General features: G+C 58.6%; 27 protein-coding genes and 1 tRNA gene. 15 read left to right on the top strand and 13 right to left on the bottom strand.

All coding sequences use genetic code 11. From position 1 onward, the window contains the following. Positions 1-190: 190 nt before the first annotated feature. Positions 191-1,441 (top strand): tyrosine--tRNA ligase, encoded by a 1,251-nt coding sequence (gene tyrS, locus ACR0NM_RS04085; protein ID WP_170595380.1) that lies wholly within the window; start codon positions 191-193, stop codon positions 1,439-1,441. A gap of 77 nt (positions 1,442-1,518) precedes the next feature. Here tyrS and ACR0NM_RS04080 read toward each other — a convergent pair whose 3' ends face one another. After that, the gene (locus ACR0NM_RS04080; protein WP_480613347.1) at positions 1,519-3,006 is read right to left on the bottom strand and encodes an adenylate/guanylate cyclase domain-containing protein; all 1,488 of its coding nucleotides are present in this window, start codon (positions 3,004-3,006) and stop codon (positions 1,519-1,521) included. Between the two features lie 340 nt (positions 3,007-3,346). Between ACR0NM_RS04080 and ACR0NM_RS04075 the strand changes: the two genes are divergently transcribed. Genes ACR0NM_RS04075 through ACR0NM_RS04065 form a run of 3 tightly spaced genes read left to right on the top strand, consistent with a single transcriptional unit; the run spans position 3,347 to position 6,379 of the window. Next, on the top strand, positions 3,347-4,897 hold the full coding sequence (locus ACR0NM_RS04075; protein WP_480613345.1) for a trimethylamine methyltransferase family protein: 1,551 nt from the start codon (positions 3,347-3,349) through the stop codon (positions 4,895-4,897). A 19-nt stretch (positions 4,898-4,916) separates the two neighbouring features. Further along, the gene (locus tag ACR0NM_RS04070; RefSeq protein WP_480613343.1) at positions 4,917-5,648 is read left to right on the top strand and encodes an SDR family NAD(P)-dependent oxidoreductase; all 732 of its coding nucleotides are present in this window, start codon (positions 4,917-4,919) and stop codon (positions 5,646-5,648) included. Next, complete coding sequence (locus ACR0NM_RS04065) at positions 5,645-6,379, top strand: SDR family NAD(P)-dependent oxidoreductase (RefSeq protein ID WP_480613341.1); 735 nt, start codon at positions 5,645-5,647, stop codon at positions 6,377-6,379. The genes ACR0NM_RS04070 and ACR0NM_RS04065 overlap by 4 nt, the downstream gene beginning before the upstream one ends. Positions 6,380-6,391: 12 nt before the next feature. On the opposite strand, the gene ACR0NM_RS04060 is transcribed toward ACR0NM_RS04065, so the two are convergent. The 4 genes from ACR0NM_RS04060 to ACR0NM_RS04045 are packed head-to-tail and all read right to left on the bottom strand — an operon-like array spanning position 6,392 to position 10,864. Continuing rightward, the gene (locus ACR0NM_RS04060; RefSeq protein WP_480613339.1) at positions 6,392-7,732 is read right to left on the bottom strand and encodes an NAD(P)/FAD-dependent oxidoreductase; all 1,341 of its coding nucleotides are present in this window, start codon (positions 7,730-7,732) and stop codon (positions 6,392-6,394) included. Next, complete coding sequence (locus tag ACR0NM_RS04055) at positions 7,729-9,225, bottom strand: aldehyde dehydrogenase (RefSeq protein WP_480613337.1); 1,497 nt, start codon at positions 9,223-9,225, stop codon at positions 7,729-7,731. Before ACR0NM_RS04055 ends, ACR0NM_RS04060 begins: the two co-directional genes overlap by 4 nt. Positions 9,226-9,228: 3 nt before the next feature. Continuing rightward, positions 9,229-10,146, bottom strand: coding sequence for a dihydrodipicolinate synthase family protein (locus ACR0NM_RS04050; RefSeq protein WP_170509877.1), 918 nt, complete (start codon positions 10,144-10,146; stop codon positions 9,229-9,231). A gap of 7 nt (positions 10,147-10,153) precedes the next feature. Beyond that, on the bottom strand, positions 10,154-10,864 hold the full coding sequence (locus ACR0NM_RS04045) for a GntR family transcriptional regulator (RefSeq protein ID WP_170626815.1): 711 nt from the start codon (positions 10,862-10,864) through the stop codon (positions 10,154-10,156). A 133-nt stretch (positions 10,865-10,997) separates the two neighbouring features. Here ACR0NM_RS04045 and ACR0NM_RS04040 point away from each other — a divergent pair, with 133 nt between their 5' ends. The 3 genes from ACR0NM_RS04040 (at position 10,998) to ACR0NM_RS04030 (ending at position 13,331) form a co-directional block, all read left to right on the top strand. Then, positions 10,998-11,948, top strand: coding sequence for a GlxA family transcriptional regulator (locus ACR0NM_RS04040; protein ID WP_480613334.1), 951 nt, complete (start codon positions 10,998-11,000; stop codon positions 11,946-11,948). A 74-nt stretch (positions 11,949-12,022) separates the two neighbouring features. Continuing rightward, entirely contained in the window at positions 12,023-12,778 is a 756-nt protein-coding gene (locus ACR0NM_RS04035; RefSeq protein WP_170509423.1) for an SDR family NAD(P)-dependent oxidoreductase, read from the top strand. A 10-nt stretch (positions 12,779-12,788) separates the two neighbouring features. Beyond that, positions 12,789-13,331 carry a sugar O-acetyltransferase gene (locus ACR0NM_RS04030; protein ID WP_170626814.1) on the top strand — a complete coding sequence of 181 codons (543 nt, stop codon included), beginning with the start codon at positions 12,789-12,791 and terminating at the stop codon, positions 13,329-13,331. A 71-nt stretch (positions 13,332-13,402) separates the two neighbouring features. Here the strand turns inward: ACR0NM_RS04030 and ACR0NM_RS04025 are convergent, their stop codons facing one another. The 3 genes from ACR0NM_RS04025 to ACR0NM_RS04015 form a co-directional block, all read right to left on the bottom strand. Further along, positions 13,403-15,211: an ABC-F family ATP-binding cassette domain-containing protein gene (locus tag ACR0NM_RS04025; protein ID WP_480613333.1), complete on the bottom strand. Its 1,809-nt coding sequence runs from the start codon at positions 15,209-15,211 to the stop codon at positions 13,403-13,405. Positions 15,212-15,279: 68 nt separating this feature from the next. Then, the gene (locus ACR0NM_RS04020) at positions 15,280-16,014 is read right to left on the bottom strand and encodes a GNAT family N-acetyltransferase (protein WP_480613917.1); all 735 of its coding nucleotides are present in this window, start codon (positions 16,012-16,014) and stop codon (positions 15,280-15,282) included. 98 nt (positions 16,015-16,112) lie between these two features. Beyond that, a complete protein-coding gene (locus tag ACR0NM_RS04015; protein WP_170396685.1) occupies positions 16,113-16,589 on the bottom strand; it encodes an outer membrane protein assembly factor BamE in 477 nt (158 codons plus the stop codon). An 84-nt stretch (positions 16,590-16,673) separates the two neighbouring features. Here ACR0NM_RS04015 and ACR0NM_RS04010 point away from each other — a divergent pair, with 84 nt between their 5' ends. The 8 genes from ACR0NM_RS04010 to ACR0NM_RS03975 all read left to right on the top strand — a co-directional run bounded on the left by ACR0NM_RS04010 (position 16,674) and on the right by ACR0NM_RS03975 (position 22,015). Continuing rightward, positions 16,674-17,210, top strand: coding sequence for a YceD family protein (locus ACR0NM_RS04010; RefSeq protein WP_480613331.1), 537 nt, complete (start codon positions 16,674-16,676; stop codon positions 17,208-17,210). A gap of 205 nt (positions 17,211-17,415) precedes the next feature. After that, positions 17,416-17,622, top strand: a complete 207-nt coding sequence (rpmF, locus tag ACR0NM_RS04005) for a 50S ribosomal protein L32 (protein WP_008756996.1) — start codon at positions 17,416-17,418, stop codon at positions 17,620-17,622. 24 nt (positions 17,623-17,646) lie between these two features. Further along, complete coding sequence (gene plsX, locus ACR0NM_RS04000; RefSeq protein WP_170396680.1) at positions 17,647-18,732, top strand: phosphate acyltransferase PlsX; 1,086 nt, start codon at positions 17,647-17,649, stop codon at positions 18,730-18,732. A gap of 24 nt (positions 18,733-18,756) precedes the next feature. Further along, on the top strand, positions 18,757-19,728 hold the full coding sequence (locus ACR0NM_RS03995) for a beta-ketoacyl-ACP synthase III (RefSeq protein ID WP_170406350.1): 972 nt from the start codon (positions 18,757-18,759) through the stop codon (positions 19,726-19,728). Positions 19,729-19,824: 96 nt separating this feature from the next. Next, positions 19,825-20,127: an integration host factor subunit alpha gene (ihfA, locus tag ACR0NM_RS03990; protein WP_008755922.1), complete on the top strand. Its 303-nt coding sequence runs from the start codon at positions 19,825-19,827 to the stop codon at positions 20,125-20,127. Positions 20,128-20,145: 18 nt separating this feature from the next. Then, positions 20,146-20,736 (top strand): MerR family transcriptional regulator, encoded by a 591-nt coding sequence (locus ACR0NM_RS03985; protein WP_480613329.1) that lies wholly within the window; start codon positions 20,146-20,148, stop codon positions 20,734-20,736. Positions 20,737-20,797: 61 nt separating this feature from the next. Then, positions 20,798-20,874 (top strand) — tRNA-Pro (locus tag ACR0NM_RS03980). A gap of 61 nt (positions 20,875-20,935) precedes the next feature. After that, the gene (locus ACR0NM_RS03975) at positions 20,936-22,015 is read left to right on the top strand and encodes a 2'-deoxycytidine 5'-triphosphate deaminase (protein WP_170509858.1); all 1,080 of its coding nucleotides are present in this window, start codon (positions 20,936-20,938) and stop codon (positions 22,013-22,015) included. A gap of 3 nt (positions 22,016-22,018) precedes the next feature. Here ACR0NM_RS03975 and ACR0NM_RS03970 read toward each other — a convergent pair whose 3' ends face one another. From ACR0NM_RS03970 to ACR0NM_RS03950, 5 genes are all read right to left on the bottom strand, one after another. After that, positions 22,019-22,258, bottom strand: coding sequence for a hypothetical protein (locus tag ACR0NM_RS03970; RefSeq protein ID WP_170800552.1), 240 nt, complete (start codon positions 22,256-22,258; stop codon positions 22,019-22,021). Between the two features lie 65 nt (positions 22,259-22,323). After that, positions 22,324-22,974, bottom strand: coding sequence for an SMC-Scp complex subunit ScpB (scpB, locus tag ACR0NM_RS03965; RefSeq protein ID WP_170396671.1), 651 nt, complete (start codon positions 22,972-22,974; stop codon positions 22,324-22,326). Continuing rightward, positions 22,967-23,761, bottom strand: a complete 795-nt coding sequence (locus ACR0NM_RS03960) for a segregation and condensation protein A (protein WP_170509855.1) — start codon at positions 23,759-23,761, stop codon at positions 22,967-22,969. Before ACR0NM_RS03960 ends, scpB begins: the two co-directional genes overlap by 8 nt. Continuing rightward, positions 23,751-24,758 (bottom strand): beta-N-acetylhexosaminidase, encoded by a 1,008-nt coding sequence (gene nagZ, locus ACR0NM_RS03955; RefSeq protein WP_480613327.1) that lies wholly within the window; start codon positions 24,756-24,758, stop codon positions 23,751-23,753. The genes ACR0NM_RS03960 and nagZ overlap by 11 nt, the downstream gene beginning before the upstream one ends. Continuing rightward, positions 24,755-25,846, bottom strand: a complete 1,092-nt coding sequence (locus ACR0NM_RS03950) for an SPOR domain-containing protein (protein WP_480613325.1) — start codon at positions 25,844-25,846, stop codon at positions 24,755-24,757. The genes nagZ and ACR0NM_RS03950 overlap by 4 nt, the downstream gene beginning before the upstream one ends. Positions 25,847-25,851 lie beyond the last annotated feature (5 nt).

The raw sequence follows: 25,851 nt of genomic DNA, 5'->3' as shown, positions 1-25,851 counted from the left end.
GATGGTTTCGGTGCGGACTGCACTTGCTCTGCAATGACTGGACATTCTGCGAGACTTAGGGAATTAGAAGGCCAATCGCACGAATGTAGCTACCGTCGTGCAACCAAGCGGGTCTGGTTTTGAAATTACTGACCTAAGACTTACACCAGCCCTTGCAGAGAGGGCCAGAACACAGGGCCTGTTGAGCGTCATGACCTACCACCCCAAATCGGATTTCATCGCCACGATGATCGAGCGCGGCTTTCTCGCCGACTGCACCGATTATCAGGGCCTTGACGACGCGCTGATCTCTGGGGTGCAGACGGCTTATATCGGCTATGACGCCACGGCGCAGTCTCTGCATGTGGGTCACCTGATGAACATCATGGTGCTGCGCTGGCTGCAAAAGACTGGGCACAAACCGATCACCCTGATGGGCGGTGGTACCACCAAGGTGGGCGATCCCTCGTTCCGGTCAGACGAACGGCCCTTGCTCGGCCCTGAACAGATCGACGCCAATATCGCTGGCATGAAACAGGTGTTCTCGAAATACCTGTCTTACGATGACAGCGAAACCGGCGCGCTGATGCTGAACAATGCCGAATGGCTCGACAGCCTGAACTACCTCGATTTCCTGCGCGATATCGGGCGGCATTTCTCGGTCAACCGGATGCTGAGCTTTGAATCGGTGAAATCGCGGTTGGATCGTGAACAGTCGCTGAGCTTCCTCGAATTCAACTACATGATCCTGCAGGCCTATGACTTCCTCGAACTGAACCGCCGATATAACTGCGTTCTGCAGATGGGCGGCTCGGACCAATGGGGCAACATCGTCAACGGCATCGACCTAACCCGCCGGGTGCTGGATCACGAGATCTATGGCCTTACGACCCCCCTGCTGACCACCAGCGATGGCCGCAAGATGGGCAAATCACAGGGCGGTGCGGTTTGGTTGAACGGCGACATGCTGAGCGCCTATGAGTTCTGGCAGTTCTGGCGCAACACGACCGACGCCGATGTGGGCCGTTTCTTGAAAATCTTCACCGAGCTTCCTGTGGACGAATGCGACCGCATGGCCGCGCTGCAAGGGTCCGAAATCAACGAGGCCAAAATCCGCCTCGCCAACGAAGTCACAACTCTGCTGCACGGTGCAGAAGCCGCTGCAACCGCCGAGGCGACCGCGCGCGAGGTGTTCGAAAAGGGCGGCGTTGGCGGAGACCTCCCGACCCTGACCCTCAGCGCATCAGAGCTGGGTGACGGCATGTCCATCGTCCAGCTGATCGTCAAATCCGGCCTCGCCAAATCCGGCAAAGAGGCCAAGCGCCTGATCGCCGAAAACGGCGCCAAACTGGACGATGCCCCGCTGACAGATGCGGGCTTGATGATCGACGCAGGCGCGTTGTCATCGCCGATCAAGCTGAGCGCGGGCAAGAAGCGTCACGCTCTGGTTCAATTGGGCTGATCCAAATTGGGCGGTCGCCGCCGGGTGGCCGTCCATTGAAGTAGAAGTGGCAGATTAATTAGGTCGAGACGTAGTGGTCAGCTTTTGGTTTTAGAACCGATCAAGAACCACGTTTTCACAGCACCCAATCCCTTTATCTCCACCACGCCTCGGGGTTCGAAGTCGTAGTCCGCTTCAAGCTCCTCTTTTGCGGCACCCGTTACCTGGATCCTCCCCGGTTCACCGTGGCTCTCCATCCGGCTGGCGGTGTTCACCGTTTCCCCCCAAACATCATAGAACAACTTCTGGTTTCCAATGACACCGGCGACAGCAGGCCCTGCGTGAAGTCCGATTCTTACTTGAAGCCCATCCGGAAAATCAGGTGACATTTCCGCAACCGACCGCTGCACGTCCAGTGCCATCTCGGCGACGCGATGCACCGGGTCGCCGACCGGAGACGGCATGCCTGCCGCGACCATATAGGCATCACCAATTGTCTTGATCTTTTCCAATCCGTGTTTGTCGGCCAGTTCGTCAAATAGGCGAAAGATCTTGTTCAGAAACCCGACTACATCTTCCGGTGGCAGTTTCGATGCACGGGGCGTGAAATCCACGATATCAGCGAAAAGTATTGCAACCTTGGGCAAACTGTCAGCGATAGTCCGGTCTGGCTCAAGCTTCAATCTTACCGCAATGTCTTCCGGCAGCAGATTGTAAAGCAACTTTTCCGACCGGTCGTATTCGGCTTCCAGTTCGGCTCGCTGGGTCTCTACCTGTTCATATAGATCACCCAGACGCGCACTTGTTGCATTCACGTCGTTTGCCAATTTGCCAAGCTCGTCGCGATTGGGGACATTAACTCGCGTCGCGAAATCTCCTTCGGCGACAACGCTGAGTGTTTGACCAATTCGGCGCATTGGCCAGATCAGCGAGGAAGAGATCGCGTAGCCAAGAAAAAGGGCTGCCCCCATTGCAATTGTTGCCGCCGCCACAACCATTTTGCGCGTCGACTGGTAAACTTCGGCGTTCCTATTTGCCCGGTCGTGCATCTCTGCTTCGGCGGCCTGCACAAGATTATACGCATCGCTTTGCAGTGAACGAACTTGGCGAAAAATCTGATCCAATCCCAATTCGGCGAGATTCTGCATGTCTCCGTCTCTTCGAAACCGCACCATGGCGGCGGCCTTGGTTTTGATGTCGCCCAAATCTGCGCGGATTTCATCAATGGTTCGGGACTCTTTGCTGCCCGCCTGCAGGAATCGACGTATCCCTTGCGCGATGTGATGCTGCAGGTTCTCGATCTGACCGATGAAATTGCCGGTTGAAAATGCAAAAATTTCGTCCGAGTCGTCCCCGGGCGTCTGATCGATGACCAAGGACAAGTTCATCAGGTTCAGCTCGCTCAGCGCCAAATGGATTTCGTTGAAATATGCAATCCTCTCCTGATCATGGATCATCGCATCGACACGCCTGTTCGATTGCTGCAAGGCCGACACCGCAAAAAGAGCCAATCCCAAAAGCAACAAGGTGATACCCAAAAACGCCATCAGCAGTTTTACCCGCACAGACAGGGCAGCTTTTGCCACGCTCCTTACGATCAGATTTGGTTGCTGAGAGTTCCTAATGCCCCGCTCCCACATGGATTAAGCCCGTCTCGAATGGTGCCGATACATTAATCAGACTACAGTCTGCGGGTGGACTAGTCACTTTTGGCCGCAATTCTTTGGCCCGATCGTCTGCCTCGCTGCCATTGTGTGATGCCAACACACCCCCCCACAAAGATGCGTTTGAGATGTTTTAGTGAACCTCCTTCGAGTTGCCGTTTATTTGACGAAACCCCAACGTCGCATTTCGCAACAGTCTTTCGCATTCCTGCATGTGCACCCCACCCTTTCCGTTCCACTCTGAACCGGAAGGAGGCACCATATGACCAGAACTGCCACAGCCACACGTACCGGAGGGCGCTCTGCCCGGCGCGCCATGCGCACCGCTCCAAACTTCGAGATGTTGCCGGGCCTGACCCGAGGCATTCCGTTATGCGAAGTGATGGACGGCGCCCAGGTTGAACGCATTGATGCGGCCTCGATGGATATTCTGGAAAACGTAGGCGTTCAGTTCCGTGACCCCATCGCGCTGGAAGACTGGAAGAAGGCTGGTGCCAAGGTCGAAGGCGAACTCGTCTATCTGGATCGCGGTCTGGTGCGTGAGCTGATCGCGACCATTCCGTCAGATTTCACCTACCACGCGCGCGATCCGAAAAAGAACGTGCGGCTGGGCGGTAAACACTCGATCTTCGTGCCGATGACCGGTGCGCCCTTCCTGCGCGATCTGGAAGATGTGCGCCGCAACCCGACGCTGGACGATCTGGCGATGTTCCACAAGCTCAGCCATATGTTGCCCGCGCTGCATTCCTCGGCCCATCACATCGTGGAGCCCTATGATCACCCGATCAGTCAGCGGCATCTGCGGATTACCTATTCGTCAATGAAGCACTCTGACAAAACCTTCATGGGCATGACCACCAGCCCCAAGAATGCCGAAGATGTCATGGAGATGTGCGCCATCCTGTTCGGCGAGGATTTCCTTGAAGATCACCCGGTCACCACTGGCAATTGCAACGGCAATTCGCCGCTGGTCTGGGATGAAACCATGTTGGGCGCGATGCGCGCCTTCTGTCGCCGAAAGCAGCCGGTGTTGTGCTCGCCCTTCGTTCTGGGCGGGGCCAATACGCCTGCCAGCGTTCCGGCGACCGTGGCGCAACTGAATGCCGAGGCGCTCAGCGCGCTGGCCTATACGCAGGTGATCCGCAAGGGCGCGCCCGCGATCTACGGGCACTACCTGTCGACCGTCTCGATGAAATCCGGCGCACCGATGGCAGGCACGCCCGAGATCAGTCTGATGAACTTCATGATTGGACAGATGGCCCGGTATTACGAAGTGCCTTGGCGTACCTCAAACACTCTGGGCGGAGCCAAGACGTTCGACGCGCAGGCAGGCTATGAATCCGCAACCACTCTGCAGGCCGTGATCCATTCCGGCGCCAACTACATCTGGCATTCGGCGGGCTGGAACGAGGCCGGGATGCACTGCTCGACCGCCAAGTACATCGTTGACGCAGAACAATGCGCCATGGCCTATCGCATGGCCGAGGGCCCGAAATGGGGCGATTTCGATCAGGCCGTTTCGGCAGTCGGTGATATCGGTCCGGGCGGGCATTACCTTGGGCATCCGCATACGCAGGACAATTTCCAGAGCGCATTCTTCATGCCGGATATGTTCGACAACAACTCGATCGAACAATGGCAGGCTGAGGGTTGTGTTGAAATCACCGAACGCGCCCTGAAACACGCCCGCAAGCTGCTGGCCGAGTATCAGGAACCAACGCTCGATATCGCCAAGAACGAAGAGCTGCTGGATTACATCGCCCGGCGCGAGCGTGAAATACCGGCTGCGGATGAGCTGAACCAGTCCTACTAAATCCCGGGGAGGTACACGAATGAGGTTCGCTAAAAAAACCGCACTCGTCACAGGGGCGTCGGGCGGGATCGGGGCCGCCATCGTCAGCCAGCTGCGGGCCGAAGGCGCGCGTGTGGCTATTGCTGACCGCGATGTGGGCAGCCTTGAAGCCGAGGCGCATCTGCCCGGCGATCTGCGCGATCCCGACTATTGCGACGGGCTGGCCTTGGCCGCGCATCAGGCGCTGGGTGGTCTTGATATCGTGATCAACAATGCAGGCGTGATCACCCGCGGCCCGGTGACTGAAACATCCGATGAGGACTGGGCCCTGTCCGTCGGAGTGAATGTCGAGGCCCCTTTCCGTATCTGCCGCGCTGCGATTCCAATCATGGCGGCGGCGGGTGGCGGTGCTATTGTGAACACTGCCTCGTGCTGGGGCCTTCGACCTGGCCCGGATCATGCGGTGTACTGCATGACCAAAGCGGGCATTGCCAGCCTCACCCAATGCATGGGGCACGATCACGCCCATCAGGGCATCCGCATCAACGCCGTTTGCCCGAACGAGGTGAACACACCGATGCTGCGTTCGGGCTTTGCCAAACGTGGGTTCGATCCTGATACGGCGATTGCCGAGCTTGGGAAGTCGGTGCCTTTAGGGCGTATCGCCGAACCCGAAGATATAGCCGAAGTGATCCTTTTTCTCGCCTCGGATTCGGCGCGCTACATGTGTGGTGCTCTGGTCGAAGTGAATGGGGGCAAGCCGGTGCAATGAAAAGATTTGCAGGAAAAACAGCGCTCGTGACCGGTGGCCGCAGTGGCATCGGACAAGCCATCGCCCGGCGGCTGCGCGAAGAAGGGGCAAATGTCTACACTGCGCAGCGCGGTAAAGATGATGAGTTCCCCTCTATCCCAGCGGATTTTGCCAACCCGGAAAGCCCGGCGCAGATCATCAAGCTGGTTGTGGACAGCGCGGGCCAGCTGGACGTACTGATCAACAATGCAGGCATGATGCAGGAGGCTTCCGTCAACGACATGCCGCTTGAAGATTGGCAACGCAACCTCATGGTCAACCTGACCGCCCCGTTCCTGCTGATCCAGGCTGCACTGCCACATCTGCGCAAAACCAAGGGCAGCATCGTCAATATCGGCTCGGTCGAGGGGTTGGGCAGCAACCCCGGCCACGCCGCCTACTGCGCCTCTAAGGCCGGGCTGCATGGGCTGACCCGCGCGGTTGCCGTGGATCACGGAGCAGAAGGCATTCGCTGCAATGCAGTGGCACCGGGCTGGATCGACACAGACCTCAACATCGATTTCATCGAGAGCATGAACGACCCCGGCGCATTCCGCCGGGATATCGCCCGCATTCATCCCGTTGGCCGCACCGGCGACCCGAAAGAAGTCGCCGCACTGGTCGCTTTCTTGGCAGCCGAGGAAGCGGGTTTTGTCACCGGTCAAATTTACACGATCGATGGCGGACGGATGGCAAAGCTCAGCCTGCCCTGACCAGCCTGCAAGCTATTCCGCCCCTGATCGCCACTCTTTCCAGCGCAGATACGCATTGGCCCCAACCGATGCGAAGGGCTCGGGTGGTAAACGCGGTGGCATCGGTTGCGCCAGAAAATGATCTGCAATCTGGGAGTCTTTCCCCAGCACAAGCTCTGCCACACCCATTCCCTGCAGTGTTCCTCGCGCTATACCCAATCCGTTTTGACAGCAGGCGGCATATACACCCTGCTCGATCTCACCGAACGCGGCCGAGCCATTGCGGCTGAGGCACAGCATCCCAGCCCAACGGTGCTGCATCTGTACATTCGGCAAGTTGGGAAATCGCGCCTGAAACTTACGATCGTGCACCGCGCCTGCCCGTTTCAAATGGCTGTCGCCGCTGTGGATTTCAGGATGAAAGCTTGAACAGGTCCGGATCAGAATGCGATCCCCATAACTGCCCGAAACCCGCCGGACCGAAGTGCCCATCGGATCCGCTGGCGTTACTGACCAGCGTGGCTGTCCGCCCAGCGTGGCGATCTGATCTGGCGTCAGTGGTTCCGTTATCGACGCGTAGAGGCAGATGTGCATCAGACGCCGCTGGTAAAATCCAAAGCTTTCCAGATGACCATTCGTTGCCATCACGATCCGCCCCGTCGAAACCCGCGCCTGTTCGGTCTCGACCACCCAGCCACCGCCTTGTTTGCGAAACCCTGTCACGGCAGAGTTTTCATAAACACCGATCCGCCCAGCCAGATGCGTTGAGAGAGCCCGCACATAGGCTGCAGGCTGGATCATCACCGTCCCGGGCGCAAACAGACCAGATGTGTAATGCGGGCTGCCTGTCAGCGCCTGCATCTGCTGTGCATCATAAAGCTCGTGGGGCTCTCCCAATCGTGCCAGATGCACTGCGTAGTCTGCGTTGTGCCGATCACCCGCTGCGGTCGCAGCAGCGTTGATCTTGCCGCACGGGTCGAACATCTCCGGCGACAGGTCGCACTCAGCGGCTACCCGGGTCGCAAAGGAAATCGCCTGGCGATTCAGCGCGATTGTGGCCCGATCTGCCTCCAGCCCATCGCTGGCGTAATTGTCCGAGGCCAAGTCATGCGGCAGATCGATCATGAACCCCGAGTTGCGCCCGGCAGAGCCTTCCGCAAAGCGCCCAGCCTCAAGCACCACAACCTTCAGCGCCGGATCAAGCTGATGCAGCCTCAGCGCTGCGGACAGCCCGGCAAAACCACCGCCGATGATGGTCACATCTGCGGTCTGGTCTTGCTCAAGCCGAGGCAGGTCTTGCTGCAGAGGCAGGATGGCATTCCATCCTGCCACGCCGGTTTGCCGGGGCAAACGTTTGGCGGTGTAGATCGTCAATCTACCGCCTCATCTTCGTCATCGGCCAGATCAATCCAGATGGTTTTCAGCTGGGTATACTGATCATGGGCGTGAACCGAGTTGTCCCGGCCACCAAACCCGGACTGCTTGTAGCCACCAAAGGGTGTGGTGATATCCCCTTCACCAAAGCTGTTGATCGTGACGGTACCCGCCCGGATCGCCCGCGCGCCCCGGATCGCGCGTTTGGCGTTGGCCGTGAAGATCGAGGCGCACAGCCCATACTCGGTGTCATTGGCAATGCTGATCGCCTCGTCAAAGCCCGAAACTTCGATCACCGACAAAACCGGGCCAAAGATCTCCTCGCGCGCCAGCGTGGCATCGTCTCCGGGCACCTCGACCACCGTGGCTTCAACAAACCCATTCTCCGCCTTGCCACCAATCAGCACAGTCTCGGCCTGATCCAGATAGCCGCACACCTTGGAATAATGCCCCTCGCTGACAAGCGCGCCCATGCGGGTCTCTGGGTCCAACGGGTCGCCGACATTCCAGTGCTTGGCATGATGTGCGATCCGTTCCAGCAGTTCTGCCTTCACGTCCTTATGCACGATCAACCGCGACGAGGCCGAGCAATTCTCGCCCATGTTCCAGAATGCGCCATTGACGACATGCGCCGCCACCCGATCCAGATTTTCCGCATCGTGCAAGACGATGGCCGGGTTTTTGCCGCCCATTTCAAGCACAACTTCCTTGGCATTGCTTTCAGCGGAATAGCTCAGGAACTTCTTTCCGGTTACGGTCGAGCCGGTAAAAGACACCATGTCGATGTCCATATGCCGCCCGATGGGTTCGCCCACCTCGGCACCACCGCCGGGCACTACATTCAGCACACCGCGCGGCAACCCGGCCTCAGACGCCAGCTCCGCCACCTTTAAAGCGGTCAGAGAAGTCTCGGCCGCCGGCTTCAGCACCACTGAACACCCCGCCGCCAGCGCCGGCCCGATCTTCCACGCCAGCATAAGCAGAGGGAAGTTCCACGGCAGGACCAGCCCAACCACACCAATGGGCTCGCGCACCACCATGGCAATGTGATCATCGCTGGCGGGCGAGACCTGATCATAGATCTTATCGATCGCCTCGGCATGCCATTTCAGGCAGTGGATCGTCTCGGGAACATCAACGGTTTCGCAATCAAAGATGGTCTTGCCGCTATCGATGCTCTCCATCACCGCCAGTTCCCGCGCGTTGCGGGTAAGCAGCTTGCACAGGCGGATCAGAATGTCCTTGCGATCCGAGGGGTGCATCTTTGACCAACGCCCATCCTCAAACGCCTCACGCGCTTTTTCGACGGCAAAATCCACATCCTCCGATCCGCAGGCAGCAATGCTGGTCAGCACCATCCCTGTGGCCGGGTTCACAGTCTCGAACACCTGTCCCGAGATTGCCGGGCGATAGCCGCCATCAATGAACGCGCCCGTCGGCAAATCCAGATGCGCAGCGATGGATTCGTATTCGTCTTTCGTCAGCAAGCCCATGCCTTAACCCTCCGCCACAATATCTGCGATTTTGCGTTTCAGAACGCGCGTCACCTGCTCCAGCGCGCGTTTGTCATCTTTGTTCAAACCTTTCAGAGGCGGCCTCACCACGCCTGCGTCAATCCCGTTCATGGTGACGCCATGCTTGATCGTCTGGATGAATTTGCCGCCCTGCTCCAGCACCCGCATCAGCGGCATCAGCGCGCTCATGATGCGGCGGCCTTTGGCAAAGTTGCCCTCGATCACACAGGCCTGATACAGCGCCACGTGTTCGGCAGGCAGAAAGTTCGACCCGCCACAGACCCAGAACGGCGCTCCCCAGGCGAAGAACTCCAGCGCCTGATCATCCATGCCACAACCAAGTTGGATATGCGGGTAGTCCCGCGCCAGCAGATGAACCCGGTTGATATCGCCCGAGCTTTCCTTGATGCCACAGAAGTTCCGGCTGCGGCCTACGCGGTCCAGGAACTCTTCCCCCATCATCGTGCCGGTCCGGTGCGGATAGTTGTACAGCATCACCGGCAGGTCAGCCGCCTTGTCGATTGCCAGCGCATTCAGCGCATTCTCGCGGTCGGTGGGCACCGAATACGGCGGGCTGGCCAACAAGATCGCATCTGCGCCTAGGTCTCGCGCACCTGAGGCTAAAGCGACGGAATCCCCGGTCAGCATCGCCCCCGTTCCCACAACCAGAGGCACACGCCCCTTTAGTTGTTCATGCGTAAAGCGCGCCAGTTCCAGCCGCTCATCGACGGTCTGCGCATAGTTTTCGCCGGTGGACCCGCCCGAGATCAGCCCGTGCACACCATTCTCGATCAGGTACTCGATCACCTCGGCCAACGCGTCCCAGTTCACGCCACCATCCGCCGCGTAGGGTGTCACCACCGGCGTATAAATACCCTCAAATCTGAAGATCGGAGTCATGTGTCCCTCATGCAGAAGTCTTACCGGGGACCTGCCCCAGCGGAAAATCCAACCCCTCGGGCATCACGAACAGCTCGATCTGATCGCGTGACAGGGTCCAGTGGTCGTCGGCCAGCTGCGCAGCAGCCGCCTCATCGCCCGCCTCGATGGCGGCGATGATGGCGTCATGCTGGTCGCTCGCCTCTGAAAGGTTCTCAGCCATTCGTGCGGTCTGCGGGCGATAAAATGTCATCCCGATCCGCGCGTGATCGATCAGCAACCGGTTGAACGAAGGGGATAAATAGACATTCCCCGCCATCTCTCCGGTCACCTCGTGAAACCGGGTATTGGCCAGCGTCCGCTCCTCAGCCGAGCCTGTACGCAAGGCTTGCCGAAACGTCTCTTGCGCCTCTTTCAACTGATCGATCTGATCGTGCGTCGCATTCGCCGCGGCCAGACGCAGCACCGCGCCATAGACCATCGGCGCAACCAGAAAGAAATCGCGTAGCGTGGTATGAGACATCTCTGACACCCGCGCCCCGCGATGGGTGCGCAGGTCCAGATACCCCTCACCGGCCAACTGCCGGAACACTTCGCGCAAAGGCGTGCGCGACAGGCCAAAGGCCTGCGACAGCTGCGCCTCGTCCAAATCTTCTCCGGGACGCAAACGCAGGGTCAGAACCGACATCTTCAGATGCTCAGCCAACGCCTTTTTTGGTGATTTCCCTTCGTCCCTCATCCGATCCCCTTCATCACGATCCCGCGAATCGATAGCTTGCCCTCTGGTATCGTATAAAAATACATGTTGTATACAGTTAGTTTTCGTGCAGCATGCAGAAAACTGTCAGAACGCCCTGATTCCGGTCCTATCGATGAGCCAAACACAGCACTACGCCTTCATACTGGTCGAGGAATTCTCGCATCTCGCCTTCTCCTGCGCGGTCGAGCCATTGCGGATCGCAAATTTGCTGGCCGAGGAAGATCTTTATCGATGGTCCTTCCTGTCCGAACACGCAGAGCATGCGGTCTGTTCAAACGGATCGGTCACTTTGGTGCATGGCGGATTGGGATCTATCCCAAAATGTGACCAACTGTTTGTTCTATCAGGAATAAACATGCGCAATCACGTCTCGCGTCCGCTGCTCGCAACCCTGCGACGAGAGCGGGCACGGGGCACCAATATCAGCGCCTTGTGTTCCGGTGCATGGCTGCTGGCCGAGGCCGGATTTTTGGATGGGATGCAGGCGGCGATCCATTGGGAATACCATGATGCTTTCATGGAGGCCTTCCCCGAGATCAATCTTGTTCGCAGCGTCTTTGTCGCCGACGAAAAACACATGACCGCCTCGGGCGGCACCGCGACCGCCGATTTGATGCTGCACCTGATCGAACGCGACCACGGCCACGACCTGTCGGTCGCAGTGGCCGATCAGATGGTCTATAACGCCGTGCGCAACGCCACTGCCGATCAGCGCGTCTCGCTGCAATCGCGTAACGGGATGCGGAACGTGCATCTGGCCAAGGCAATCCACATCATGACCGACAATATCCAAAGCCCGTTGTCCCCCTCGGTCATTGCCAGCGATATCGGCATCTCAACCCGGCAACTGGAGCGCCTGTTTGGGAAATTCCTGAACACCTCGCCTAAGAAATACTTCATGGAATTGCGGCTAGACCGCGCCCGCAATCTGCTGTTGCAGACCGAATCTTCGGTGACCGAGGTCGCCTTTGCCTGTGGCTTCGAAAGCGCCGGCCACTTCTCGCGCGTGTACAGGGCTGCCTTTGGAGTCACGCCCATGCAGCAGCGCAGCAGGCTTGATTGATCAAAGCTGTTACTGGACAGGAGGCCATGGTTGGGATTATCTGAACAAGTGTTCAGATCAGGAAGGAACCCGCCATGCAACTCTCAACCACAGCTGCGGTGATCACCGGCGGAGCCTCCGGCCTGGGTGAAGCCACAGCCCGTCACTTTGCCGAGAACGGCGCGCAGGTCACCATCCTTGACCGCGACGCCGAGCGTGGCCCGCAGGTCGCGGCTGAAATCGGCGGACATTTCGCGCAAACTGATGTGACGGATGAGGCCTCGGTCGCTGCAGCGATTGCACATGCGATGGACAAGATGGGTCGCATCACCGCCGCCGTGAACTGCGCCGGGATCGCGATCGGAGCCAAAACGGTTGGCAAAGACGGCCCCCACCCTCTGGAGGCGTTCCAGCGTACCATCGACATCAATCTGGTCGGCTCCTTCAACGTCTCGCGTCTTGCTGCCGCAGAGATGGCAAAGAATGATCCTGAACCAGATGGCGCGCGCGGCGTGATTATTAACACCGCCTCCATCGCCGCCTTTGACGGGCAAAAAGGTCAGGCGGCCTATGCAGCCTCGAAAGGCGGCGTGGTCGGCATGACGCTACCCATGGCGCGCGATCTGGCCTCGACTGGTATCCGTGTGATGGCCATCGCACCGGGCATCTTCATGACCCCGATGCTGGCCGGCCTGCCTGAAGAGGTACAGCAACAGCTTGCGGCGGACGTCCCCAACCCTGCTCGCCTCGGCGACCCGCGCGAATACGGTCGTCTGGCCGGGTTCATCGTCGAGATGGGCTACCTGAACGGAGAGGTCATCCGCATCGACGGTGCCCTGCGGATGCGCTAAGACGGGTTTCATGACCGAGCGGCAGAAAATGGCGGCAGGCGAGTGGTATTGCTGCCTCGACCCCGAACTGGAAGTGCTTCGTATGAAAGCACGCCGCGCGGTCCATGCCCACAACACCTGCCCGCCCGATGACCGAGGGGCTATAGCTCCCGAATTGGCGGCGCTCTTTGCGGGGATCGGGCAAGATTGCTATTTTGAGGCTCCGTTCCACTGCGCTTATGGAATGAACCTGTCGCTGGGCGACCGGGTTTATCTGAATGCGGGCTGTGTCATTCTCGACACCGCGCCTGTTCGCATCGGCAGTGACTCGATGCTCGGCCCCACGGTGCAGATCTATTGCGCCCAACACGCCAAAGACCCAGCCCTGCGCGCACAGGGTCTGGAAATCGACCACCCGGTGACAATCGGCGAAAACGTCTGGATCGGCGGTGGCGCGATCATCATGCCCGGCGTTACTATCGGAGACCGCGCCATCGTCGGCGCGGGCAGTGTCGTCACGAAGGACGTCCCCGCCGGAGCAACTGTTGTCGGTAACCCCGCCCGCCCCATTTGAGCACGCGCAAACCGGTGCATAGGTTTGTACAACTCAGACAATCTAGTCGATTGAGGTTGTACAACTCGGACTCAACCGGCTTCGGCCTTCTCTTCAAGCATCAGCCACTCTTCCTCAGCCGCTGACAGTTTTTCCTGCCGTTCGACCAAGGCATCGGTTGCCTTCTGGAACTTGATCGGTTCGCGTGTGAACAGCTCAGGATCAGACATCAGTTCTTCGAGCTTGGCGATCTCGGCTTCAAGGCGCGCGATCTCTGCTGGTAGCCTCTCAAGTCGGTGTTTCTCCGAGAACGACAGCCCTGCTTTTGCCTTCGCTTCTTGCTTCACTTTCGGTTTTAAAGGCCTTGCTTTTTCTTCCTTTTTCGCAACTACATCACCTCGCTGAGCGATGTAATCGGACCAACCACCAGCATAGACGGTCGCGCGCCCGTTGCCCTCCATGGCGATGGTTGTGGTCGCAACACGATCCAGAAAATCCCGATCGTGGCTAACGAGCAGCACCGTGCCATCATAGTCGTCCAGCAATTCCTGCAGCAGATCCAGCGTTTCGACATCCAGATCGTTGGTCGGTTCGTCCAGCACCAGCAGGTTAGAGGTTTTTGCCATCAGTTTCGCCAACAGCAACCGGGCTTTTTCCCCTCCGGACAATGACTTAACAGCCGCTCTTGCCTGCGCATCATCAAACAGAAACTCTTTGAGATAGCCCACCACATGCTTGGGCTGCCCGCCGACCATCACCTGATCGGCCTTGCCCGAGACCCGCATCTCGGGATCGCCGGTCAAGCTGTCCCACAGGCTCATTTCCGGGTCCAGCTGTGCCCTCGCCTGATCGAACACGGCGATCTCAAGGTTAGTACCCAGCACCACCGAACCCTTGTCCGGTTCGACCTGACCTAGCAGCATTTTCAGCAACGTGGTCTTGCCCACACCGTTCGGCCCAACAAAGGCCACACGGTCACCGCGCTGAACCAGAAGATCGAAATTGCGCACGATCTGCTGAGAGTCAAATGCCTTTGAAACGCCATTGGCCTCGATGACCTTGCGGCCTGATTTCGGACCGGATTCCAACGTCATGGCAGCCGATCCCTGACGTTTGATCTGCGCTGCACGCTCGGCGCGCAAGGCTTGTAGCGCCCGAACACGACCCTGATTGCGCTTGCGGCGGGCGCTGATACCCTCGACGGCCCATCGCGACTCGGACTTGATCAAGCGGTTCAGCTTGTGGCGCTGCTGATCCTCCTCTTCCCAGACCTTGTCCCTCCAGTTTTCAAAGGCCGCAAAGCCCTGTTCCTGCCGCCGCACAACTCCGCGATCGATCCACAGCGTCGCACGGGTCAACGCACGCAGGAATGCGCGATCATGCGAGATCAGAACATAGGCTGCACGGGTCGAGCCCAACTCACGCTCCAACCACGCTATCGCCTCGATATCCAGGTGGTTCGTCGGTTCGTCCAGCAACATCAGGTCCGGCGCTTCGGCCATCAGCTTGGCCAAGGCGGCGCGTCGCCTTTCCCCACCCGAAGCGGTTTCGACCGCACGCTCAGGGTCGAATTTCAGCCCTTCGCCCGCGCGTTCGACCTTATACAGCTCACCCGGTTCCAACCCGCTTGAGGCATAGTCTCCAAGCGTCGCGAATCCCTGCATTCCGGGATCCTGCTCCATGTAACCCACTGATTTACCCGGAGGGATGACGATTTCACCCTGATCGGCCTCAACCAGCCCTGCCATCACTTTCATCAAGGTGGATTTGCCAGACCCGTTCCGCCCGACCAGCGCGACGCGATCACCGGGTTGAACCACAAGGTCCAGATCGGAAAACACCGGATCACCCCCGAACGTCAGAGAGATACCGGACATCTGCAATAAAGGAATTCTCGCCATACCCGCCAGCTAAACCGGCCAAAGCAAGGCGTCAACGCCCCAACTTCACCTTTTCCCAGATACTCAAATCACCCAGCCACCGCGCGCAGCAACCGTTTACGAGCTGGGGGAATTGCTCCGATTTCAAGGCCAGTGAACACATGCAGGGTGTTCATGTGCCTGTCCACCACCGCATGATCGCTGACCCACCCCCCCATCATCAGATAGGTGCGCAACAAGGGCGGCATCCGAAGCATCGCCTGTTTTACATCGGGGCGTCGGCGCAAACGCGCCGCAAAGCGAAACACATCCGGCGCCTTGACTCGTGGCAACCAACGCCTTGGTGCCAGATGCCGGTGTTTGAGCATCGCAAAAGCGTCAAGATATTCGGCTGTTTCGGTTCCAGCGAATGACGAACAACCAAACAGCATTTCGATCCCGTTCTGATCGACATACGCCGTCATTGCGCCCCACGCGACACGCAAGATATCCGGATCATTGTAGTCCGGGTGGATACAGAACCGGCCCATCTCAACCATCGGTCCCGTAAAATCGCGTAGCGCCGACAGATCATAGAACTGTGCCGAGTAGCTGAGTCCGACTTCGAAGCCGCCCTGCATTGTCAGCACACGGAAACAGCACACCAACGCCTCACCGGCCTGCAGATCTTCGACCAGAACATGGGCGCAGCGTTCGTCAAAAGCATCACAATCCTGACCATCAGTAGCAAAGGTCAGCATCCTCAGCGTCTGCGCCGCCGCCACGTCTTGCTTGGTTTGCGCCAAGCGGGCGCGATATCGGCCCTTGTCCAACAAAACCGCCATGGTCGCATCCTCCTGCGGTTGCTGACCGGTCACATCTGTCTGGTCCTTACTACAGAATGTGTGACTGTCCTGTGACCACTGCAAGAGAATTGGTCGCTTTAGTTGTTTGCGCCAGGAATATTTGCCGGGTTGAAGTTGCCGATGTTACCCAGAAGCTGACGCAGGAAGCCTTTGTCTTCCACGTTGGAATCGGTCACGCGACGATCCAGCACGATGACATAGCCGTCTTCCAGGCCGAACCGCTCGATATTGCGAACGACACCGCGCTGATCAAAGCTGATCGCGACCAGTTCACGTGAAACGACCTCGGGTCGTTTGGGCCCATAATGACGGACGCGCGAGGCGACATAGTAATAGCCCGAATCCCGCACTACCCCCGCCGAGCTGGGCGCGCCGATGGTTTCTTCAACACTATCGCGGGTATCGACGCCGACCTTGATTTTGGCCAGATCCTCTGGCGGAGGCACGTAGCCGTGATTCTTGAAGATTGGTGAACATGCGCCCGCGACCGCCAGACAGGCCGCAAAGACAAGCGTTTTCGACGCTGGTTTCAACCTGTTCAAACCCTTCAACATGCACATCCTCTTGCCATGGCCCCTTGCGGACCCTATCCGATTACAGAAACCAAGGCTCCGGTTCAACACAGGAAAACCTCACGAATGAGCAACCAGACATCTTTACGCGTCGCAGACCTGCCGCAAAACGCTCCGACCCCGTTTGAGTTGCGCCCGACCGGCGACGCGCTGGAGGCCATAAAACAAGAGCTCGGACTGCTTGGCCTGCGCAAGCTCAGCTTTGTCGGCGAATTACGCGCGCAGGGCAAACGGGATTGGATGCTTTCTAGCAAGCTGGGCGCAACGGTGATCCAACCTTGTGTCGTGACGCTGGAACCTGTGACCACACGCATCGACACCCCGGTGAGTCGCGTCTTTGTGGCTGATTGGAGCGATCCGGAGGAGCCCGAGTTCGAAATCCCCGAGGATGACGAGACCGAACCGCTTGGCCCCGAGATCGATCCTGCGCTGATCATGGTTGAAGCGCTGTCGCTGGCCCTGCCCCAATATCCACGGAAGGATGGAGTCGAGCTGGGCCAGATAGACTATACTGAACCGGGCAAACAGGCCCTCACAGATGAGGATGTAAAACCCTTCGCTGGTTTGGCGGGGCTGCGGGATGCGATGAAAAAAGACGAGTGACAGGCGAGGGATTTCCTGTCATAGCAGGCCGTCAGAAAAACCGCTTGAACATGACGAGAATCGCAGTATTTTCGCGCGCTCATTGGAATTTGGGTTGGACATTGCGGGGCAAGCCCCTTAAACGCGCGTCAAACCACGAGAAAACAAAGTACGTAACCCGGCTGACAGCGAATCTGTCAGCCCATATCAGACAAAGGTTGAGACCATGGCCGTCCAACAGAACAAAGTTTCCAAGTCGCGTCGCAACAACCGCCGCGCACACGACGCTCTGGTTGCTGCAAACCCGAACGAATGCCCGAACTGCGGCGAGCTGAAGCGCCCACACCACGTTTGCGCATCTTGCGGCCACTATGACGATCGTGAAGTCGTCGCTCAGGCCGACGAAATCGACCTGGACGAAGACGCGGCCTAAGCCTGATTGGACGCAGGCCAAGGCATGACGGATCAGCCCACGCAGACCGGACGGATCATCATCTCGGTTGACGCTATGGGCGGAGATTCGGGCCCTGCCGTCGTTGTGGCGGGCATTGCAAAATCTGCGGACAAGAACCCGAAGATCGGGTTCATCCTGCACGGTCAGGAACAGGAACTACGCAAGCTGGTTGCCAAACGGCGTGTCCTTGATGGGCGCGTCGTTTTTCGTGATTGCCCGGACGTGGTCACGATGGAAGACAAACCAAGCCAGGTTGTCCGCAGCGGCAAGAGCACGTCGATGTGGTCCGCTCTGGAAGCGGTGCGTGCAGGTGAAGCGCACGGCGCAGTGTCCTGCGGCAATACGGGCGCGCTGATGGCCATGTCCATGTTGCGGCTGCGCAAGCTGCCCGGCGTGAACCGCCCTGCCATCGCGATCCTGTGGCCCTCGCGCAATCCGCATGGGTTCAACGTGATGCTGGACGTCGGCGCAGATGTGCGCGCTGATGCCAAGGACCTTTTGCAATACGCGCTGATGGGGGCTTCATACGCGCGCAACGGTATGGCGCTCAGCCGCCCTCGGATCGGGTTGCTGAATGTCGGCACCGAAGAACACAAGGGCCGCGCCGAACTGAAAGAAGCCCATGCGATGATTTCGGACTTTGCCGATCAGGCGAATTTCGAATTCGTGGGCTTTGTCGAAGGCAGCGATATCCCCGGCGACAAAGCTGACGTGATCGTGACTGACGGGTTCACCGGCAATGTCGCCATTAAAACTGGTGAAGGCACCGCGAACCTTATCGGTGATTTGCTGCGTGAGGCGTTCAAATACTCGCCTCTATCCCGGCTGGCCTCGATCCTGGCAATCACCTCGTTGAATCGTCTGAAAAAGCGGATAGACCCGCGCCGCGTCAATGGCGGCGTGTTCCTGGGACTCAACGGAACCGTGGTGAAATCCCACGGCGGAGCGGACGCAACCGGCGTTTCCGCAGCGGTTAAGCTGGCCTTCACTCTGGCTGAATCCGGTTTCGCCGAAAAATTGGCGGCACGGGTTGCATCAACAGCCGCACTTGCACAAGATGCGGCCCATTCCGTGTCTCAATCGGAATAATAACAAAAAAGGCAGTACCCCAGCATGGCAGGCCGCTCAGTTGTTGTAGGTGTCGGGCATTATTTGCCAGAGCGCGTTGTACCGAACTCTGAGTTCGAGAAAACGCTGGATACGACGGACGAATGGATTCGCACCCGGTCCGGGATCGAGCGGCGACATTTCGCGGCCGAGGACGAAACCACTTCCGATCTGGCCACCAAAGCGGCCGAAGCCGCACTGGCTGATGCCGGACTGACGGCGGATGATATCGACGCGATTGTACTGGCAACCTCCACAGCTGATCTGACCTTTCCTTCGGCGGCAACCATGGTACAGGCCCGGTTGGGCATGACCAAAGGTTTTGCCTTCGATGTACAGGCGGTCTGCGCAGGGTTTGTCTTTGCGCTCAGCAACGCCAACGCCCTGATCCTGTCCGGTCAGGCCAAGCGCGTACTGGTGATCGGCGCCGAGACCTTTTCACGAATCATGGACTGGACCGACCGGTCGACCTGCGTGCTGTTTGGCGACGGCGCGGGCGCACTGGTTCTGGAAGAGCAAGAGGGTCAGGGCACTTCGGATGATCGCGGTATTCTTGCGACCGACTTGAATTCGGACGGACGCTACAAAGACCTTCTCTATGTTGATGGCGGGGTTTCGACCCAATCCACCGGCCACTTGCGGATGCAGGGCAATCAGGTCTTCCGTCATGCGGTCGAGAAACTGGCCCGAACCGCAGAAGTCGCGCTGGAGCGTGCAGGTCTGTCCAGCGACGATGTTGACTGGATCGTGCCGCATCAGGCCAATATCCGCATTATTCAGGGCACCGCCAAGAAGATGGGCCTGCCGATGGATAACGTTGTGGTCACCGTTCAGGACCATGGCAACACATCGGCAGCCTCAATCCCTCTGGCCCTGTCGGTGGGCAAGCAAAACGGCCAGATCAAAACCGGCGATCTGATCGTTACAGAGGCGATTGGTGGCGGTCTGGCCTGGGGTGCGGTTGCCCTGCGTTGGTAACCGGCACAATCCGGCTTACAAAGCCTCCTGCAATTCATTGATATTGACAGCGAATTTTGCATAGCCATATGCTCAGACATCAACAGGGGAAAAAGCATGGGCGACAAAACACTGACCCGAATGGATCTGAGCGAGGCCGTCTTTCGTGAGGTTGGCCTGTCACGCAATGAAAGCGCACAGCTGGTCGAAAGCGTTCTGAACCACATGTCTGACGCGCTGGTGCGTGGCGAACAGGTTAAGATTTCGTCATTCGGCACCTTCAGCGTTCGGGACAAAACCGCCCGTATCGGTCGCAACCCTAAAACCGGTGAAGAGGTTCCGATCCAGCCCCGTCGTGTGCTGACATTCCGTCCGTCGCACCTGATGAAGGATCGCGTCGCCGCAGGGAACCGCAAGTAAGTTCAGGACATCCAGGTTATGAGTAAGTCCCCCGATGCCTTTCGCACCATAAGTGAAGTTGCGGACTGGCTCGGAGTTCAGGCTCATGTGCTGCGTTTCTGGGAAAGCCGGTTTACCCAAGTCAAACCCGTCAAACGCGCCGGTGGGCGGCGATATTATCGCCCCAATGATATGCGTCTGCTGGGCGGTATCAAGAAACTGCTACACGAGGACGGGATTACCATCAAAGGTGTTCAGCGTATCCTTCGGGAACAGGGCGTTGCGCATGTTGCATCGCTGTCACCTAGCCTGGACGAAAACGCGCCAGCACCCAGCATCGACGATACTGTGGTTCCGTTCGCTTCAGCGCCGGAACTATCCGCAAACCAGATCGACATGGATTTGGGCGAACCCGCCCATTCCCCTGCCCCAGAGGCTCCGAAACCCGTCGCAACCCCCGAACCCAAACCGATACCGGCTGAGCTGGATGCAGCGCCGCTGATGGGTGGTATTGCCTCGCTGGCATGGAATCGTGACGAGTATGACGATGAGCTGTTGCACCAGATTGCACCCATCGCCAAGGACCTGCGCAGGTGGCTGGATCGCGTCGAACACCACACGGCGGGATAGCAAAAAAGGCGATGATTTCCTCTTGCCCCCGCCGGGAAAGTCTTTATGAACACCTCAACGTCGGGCTATGGCGCAGCCTGGTAGCGCGTCCGTCTGGGGGACGGAAGGTCGCAGGTTCGAGTCCTGCTAGCCCGACCAAATCACACCGACGTTTATGGCACATAGGCCAGATCCCGCTCTGGCAGCAGAGGGGATCGAGATGACAGGTGTTTGCCCAAATCAACAGCTTGAGGCGATGATTGCACGCGGTGAGATCGCCGCAAGCCCAGACATCATCCCTGCACAGGTGCAGCCGGCAAGCCTTGATCTACGTTTGGGAACAGTGGCTTACCGGGTGCGCGCGTCGTTTCTGGCAGGCGAAGGACGGTCTGTCGCAGACCGGCTGGCCGAGTTTGAGATGCACCGCATCGACATCACTGAAGGCGCTGTTCTGGAAAAGGGCTGTGTCTATCTGGTACCGCTGATGGAATCACTCGCCCTGCCCGATGACGTCAGTGCGGTGGCCAATGCCAAAAGCTCGACCGGGCGGCTCGACTTGCTCACGCGCACGATCACCGATGGCGGAACCGAGTTTGATCGGGTTCCCGCAGGCTACACAGGTCCGCTTTATGCCGAGATCTGCCCGCGATCGTTCTCGGTTCTGGTGCGCCCCGGAATGCGTCTGAATCAGATCCGTTTCCGCAAAGGTCAGGCGGTACTCAGCGACGCCGAGCTGACCGCGTTGCATGGTCAAACGCCGTTGGTTGATGGGCCAGCCGTCATTCAGGACGGGTTGGGGTTTTCGGTCGATCTGCAACTGCCCGATACCGATCTGGTCGGCTATCGCGCCAAGCCCCATACCGGAGTGATCGATCTGGATCGGATCGGCGAATACGACCCGCAGGAATACTGGGAAGAGGTGCATACCAAGGATGGTCGCATCATCCTCGACCCCGGCGCGTTTTACATTCTCGTCAGCCGCGAAGCGGTGCATATCCCGCCAATGTATGCTGCTGAAATGGCCCCATATCTCGCTATGGTCGGCGAGTTCCGGGTACATTACGCCGGATTCTTTGACCCGGGCTTTGGACATGCCGAAGCAGGCGGCGCCGGATCACGCGGGGTGCTGGAAGTGCGCTGCCACGAAGCGCCATTTGTGTTGGAACACGGACAAGTCGTCGGGCGCCTGGTTTATGAGAAGATGGCCGAAATGCCGACACAGCTATATGGTGCTGGGATTGCCTCGAACTATCAGGGTCAAGGCCTGAAACTGTCCAAGCATTTCAAAGCTGTGGGCTGAGTTTCAGAACTTCATGAACCGACGCATCTGACGCGACACCTGCCGCATCTGCTTTGCGCTTTGATTTTGGCGCTTGGTCGCATCGCGCATCTGGCGATCCGCCTCGGGGCCATTCTCAACATCAGACTGCCCCGGTTTGCGGCCCACCTTGCTGGCCATATCAATACCCTTGTCCACACTGTGGTTCACCAGGCGACGCATCACCCGGCGCACGATCATATCGATGATCCGATTGGCATTCATTGGCTCAACTCCGTTATGTGCACCCTAGGATAGGTGCGATCTGCGGCAATAAAAGGGCCGTCCGATCACTCTTCTTCGAACAGCTCGGTTTGATCTTCGTCCTCGTCATCACCCTGCCCTTCGCCCAGCGGCACAGCACCAGGGGGTGGGCGATTCTCCAGCAATCCGGCTGCGCGCAACTCCTTCAGGCCCGGCAGGTCACGGGCGTTTTCCAGCCCGAAATGATCCAGAAACTCAGGCGTTACGACGAATGTCACCGGACGGCCTGGTGTCATGCGACGGCGGCCCAGTCGGATCCACTCCATCTCAAGCAGTTGGTCAATGGTGCCGCGCGAAACGGACACGCCCCGGATTTCCTCGATCTCCGCACGCGTGCAGGGCTGGTGATAAGCCACGATCGCCAGCGTTTCGATGGCCGCCCGGCTAAGCTTGCGGGTCTCAACCGTTTCCTTCTGCATCAGGAAGCCAAGATCGGGGGCTGTGCGGATCGCCCAAGCCTCACCAACGCGCACCACACGCACCCCGCGCCCTTCATACCGTTTCTGAAGCGATTCAACAGCTTGCGCGGCATTGCTGCCATGGGGCATACGCGCTTCGAGATCACCAATCGTCACTGGCTCGGCGCTGGCAAACAGCACGGCCTCGACCATACGTTCCTGTTCCGCCAAGGGTGGCGCTTCGAACAGTGTGCCTGTCTCTTCGTTGGCGTCAGTCACGTGTCTCAGTCCTCTTACGCAGATGGATCGGCGCAAAGGTCTCGCTTTGCTTGATCTCCATATGTCCTTCTTTCACCAGCTCAAGCGAAGCTGCGAAGGTTGCAGCCGTGGCCGAGCGTCGCCGCACCGGATCGGCATCCCAGCCTTCGGGCAGGTAGGTCTCCATATCCGTCCACGCACCGGCAAAGCCTATCAAGGGCCGCATCCGCTCAAGCGCTTGTTCCATGGTGAAAACGGCGTCGCGGTCCATGACGAAGGGGCGGAACTCGTCGCGCGTGCGGATACGCGCATAGCCCTGCATCAGGTCCAGCAGTGTGGCTGAATAGGTCACGGTGCGGATACGCGTAACATCCTCACCCTGCCCGCGTTTGAAAAAATCACGGCCCAATTGATCACGCGCCATCAGGCGCGCAGCGGCATCGCGCATGGCCTGGAGACGCTCCAATTGGAATGCGAGGTGCGCGGCGAGTTCCTCGCCCGATGGGCCTTCGTCATCCGGGTCCGGAGGCAATAACAGGCGTGATTTGAGGAAGGCCAGCCAGGCCGCCATCACCAAATAATCCGCCGCCAGCTCAATCCGCAACTGCCGCGCTTTTTCGACAAAGGTCAGATACTGTTGCGCCAACGCCAGAACCGAGATTTTGCGCAAGTCCACTTTTTGCGTACGCGAAAGTGTCAAAAGCACATCGAGCGGACCCTCAAACCCATCGACGTCCACAATCAAAGCCTCGGCGGCCAGCCGATCGGCAACCGAGACCGGGTCTTCGCTGAAAAGGTTATCCTGCATATACCTGCCCGCCCATTAGGGCAGATAGTTCCGCCTCGGCGGCTTGGATGTCAAGTTCCTGTGGCGGTTGTCTCCGGGCCAGCGCCCGATCTGCGCGGGCTTGTGCCGCATCCGACATCTCACCAGCGGCTTCGAGCACTTGCGCGCGTTCTTCAAAGGCCCCGTTGCAGTGCAAAGCAACATCGCATCCAGCGTCCAGTGCCTTTCGGGCCAAGTCGGCGGGCGCGCCGTTCAGGGCTTTCATCGTGATATCGTCGGTCATAATCAGACCGTCGAAACCGATGCGCTCCCTAATCATCGTCATCATTCCAGCAGAAATCGTCGCGGGCCTTGGATCGATCTGGTCATAAACTAAATGCGCCGTCATCCCCATCGGCAAGTCGTTCAGCGCGCGGAATGGTGCAAAATCTGCTGCTTCCAGTGCACTTAGAGAAAGATCCACATGCGGCAACTCGTGATGACTGTCGAGCGTCGACAGACCGTGGCCGGGCATGTGCTTTACTACCGGCAACACTCCGCCATCAAAGTGTCCGTTGGCAACGGCTCGACCAATCGCGGAAACTTTTTCGGGATCGGACCCATAGCAGCGGTTCTTCAGGAACGCATGAGTACCCTCGCGGGCCAGATCGACCATCGGTGCACAATTGCTGTCGATGCCCAATTCCAGCAGTTCATGCGCGATCAGACGATAGCGCAGATACATCGCGCGCTCGGCCTGATCTCCGGCATGCGCGACATGATCCAAAGGAGGCAACCATTCACGGGCTAAAGGTGCGCGCAGACGTTGTACGCGGCCCCCCTCCTGATCGACGGTGATTAGGCAATTTCGGCCAACCGCTGCGCGAAAGTCCTCGCACAAGGCGCGGGTCTGATCAGCGGATTCGATGTTGCGGGCAAACAGAATGAACCCGAACGGGTTCATCTCTTTGAACAAAGCTTTTTCATCCGGCGTCAGGCGCAGCCCTTCGGCATCGGTGATAACCGCGCCAAATCTCACCGGACGGCGACCGGGATACAGTCTGCACCCTGCGCGACTAGGGCCGCGCAAAACTGGCGCGAGTCGCTCAGATCATCAAACCCCATGACACGCAGACGATAGAAGGTTCGTCCTCCGCTTGAGGTCTTCTGGATAACACGCTGTTTTCCATCCATATATTCTCCAAATCGGCCATTCAAACGTGCCCATTCGGCCTGCGCCACATCTGCACTTTCGTATGCCCCAAGCTGAGCCAATCGCGTGCCTTTGGTCAATGTATCGGGATCAACATCCAGACCAACAGCAGCCTTTACTGCAGCATTGATCGCAGCTTCCGTAGCGCTGTTGGACGAAATAGAACTTGGCGTAGCGCGGGCTGGACGCACATGCGGACGCAGCGACCGGCGCACACCAGGCAGTGCAGCAATCTTAGGGTCGGGCTGTTGCGCGGCGTAATCAGCCGGATCAATCGCGGGCTCGTCTTCGGGCGTGACTAGGGAAGCCAATTGCACGCCCTGCTCAGGCGTCTGTTCAGGCAGAGGTTCGGCGGCGAGCCCTTCGGCCAGAGCGTTCACGATCGCCTGATCAGTGGCGGGTTCCTCAATCATTTGCACTGCCTTTGTGGCCTCAAGCGCGGTCATGGGCGTGTCTTCATCAGTCAGAGACACGGGGCGCGGTGCGAGGATCAGACGATCTGCTGGCGGTGCAGCAGTCCCGACAGCGGCAACTGCATTCACCGCTAGGCCCTGATGATCAGCAGGCGTCCCGCCGGGATTTTCGGGCTGCACGCGCATGGGTCCTTCGGCGGCACGCACGACCGGTACCCCGCTGACGTCGCGCATGATCAGTTGGTAGCCCCAAACGCCGACTCCGGCGACCAGCGCCAAAGACGCAACCGCCCCAAGCACGTTGACAATACGGCCCAGCCCAGCGCCTGCGCGCGGGGCGTCATCATAGTTATAGCTTTCATCAGGATAATCATACGCATCTTCAGGATGCGATTGATTCGAGTAATGCATCTGCTCGGGGCTATTCTGCCCCGAGTAATCGTAACGTGCCATTTCCGCCTCACCGCCCGATTGCGCCGTAAAAAGTGGCGCGCGGGTCATTTCTT

It is taken from the genome of Ruegeria sp. AF2, from assembly GCF_056542025.1.
The sequence above is the reverse complement of the archived record's forward strand: the minus strand, read 5'-3'. Positions and strand labels throughout refer to the sequence as shown.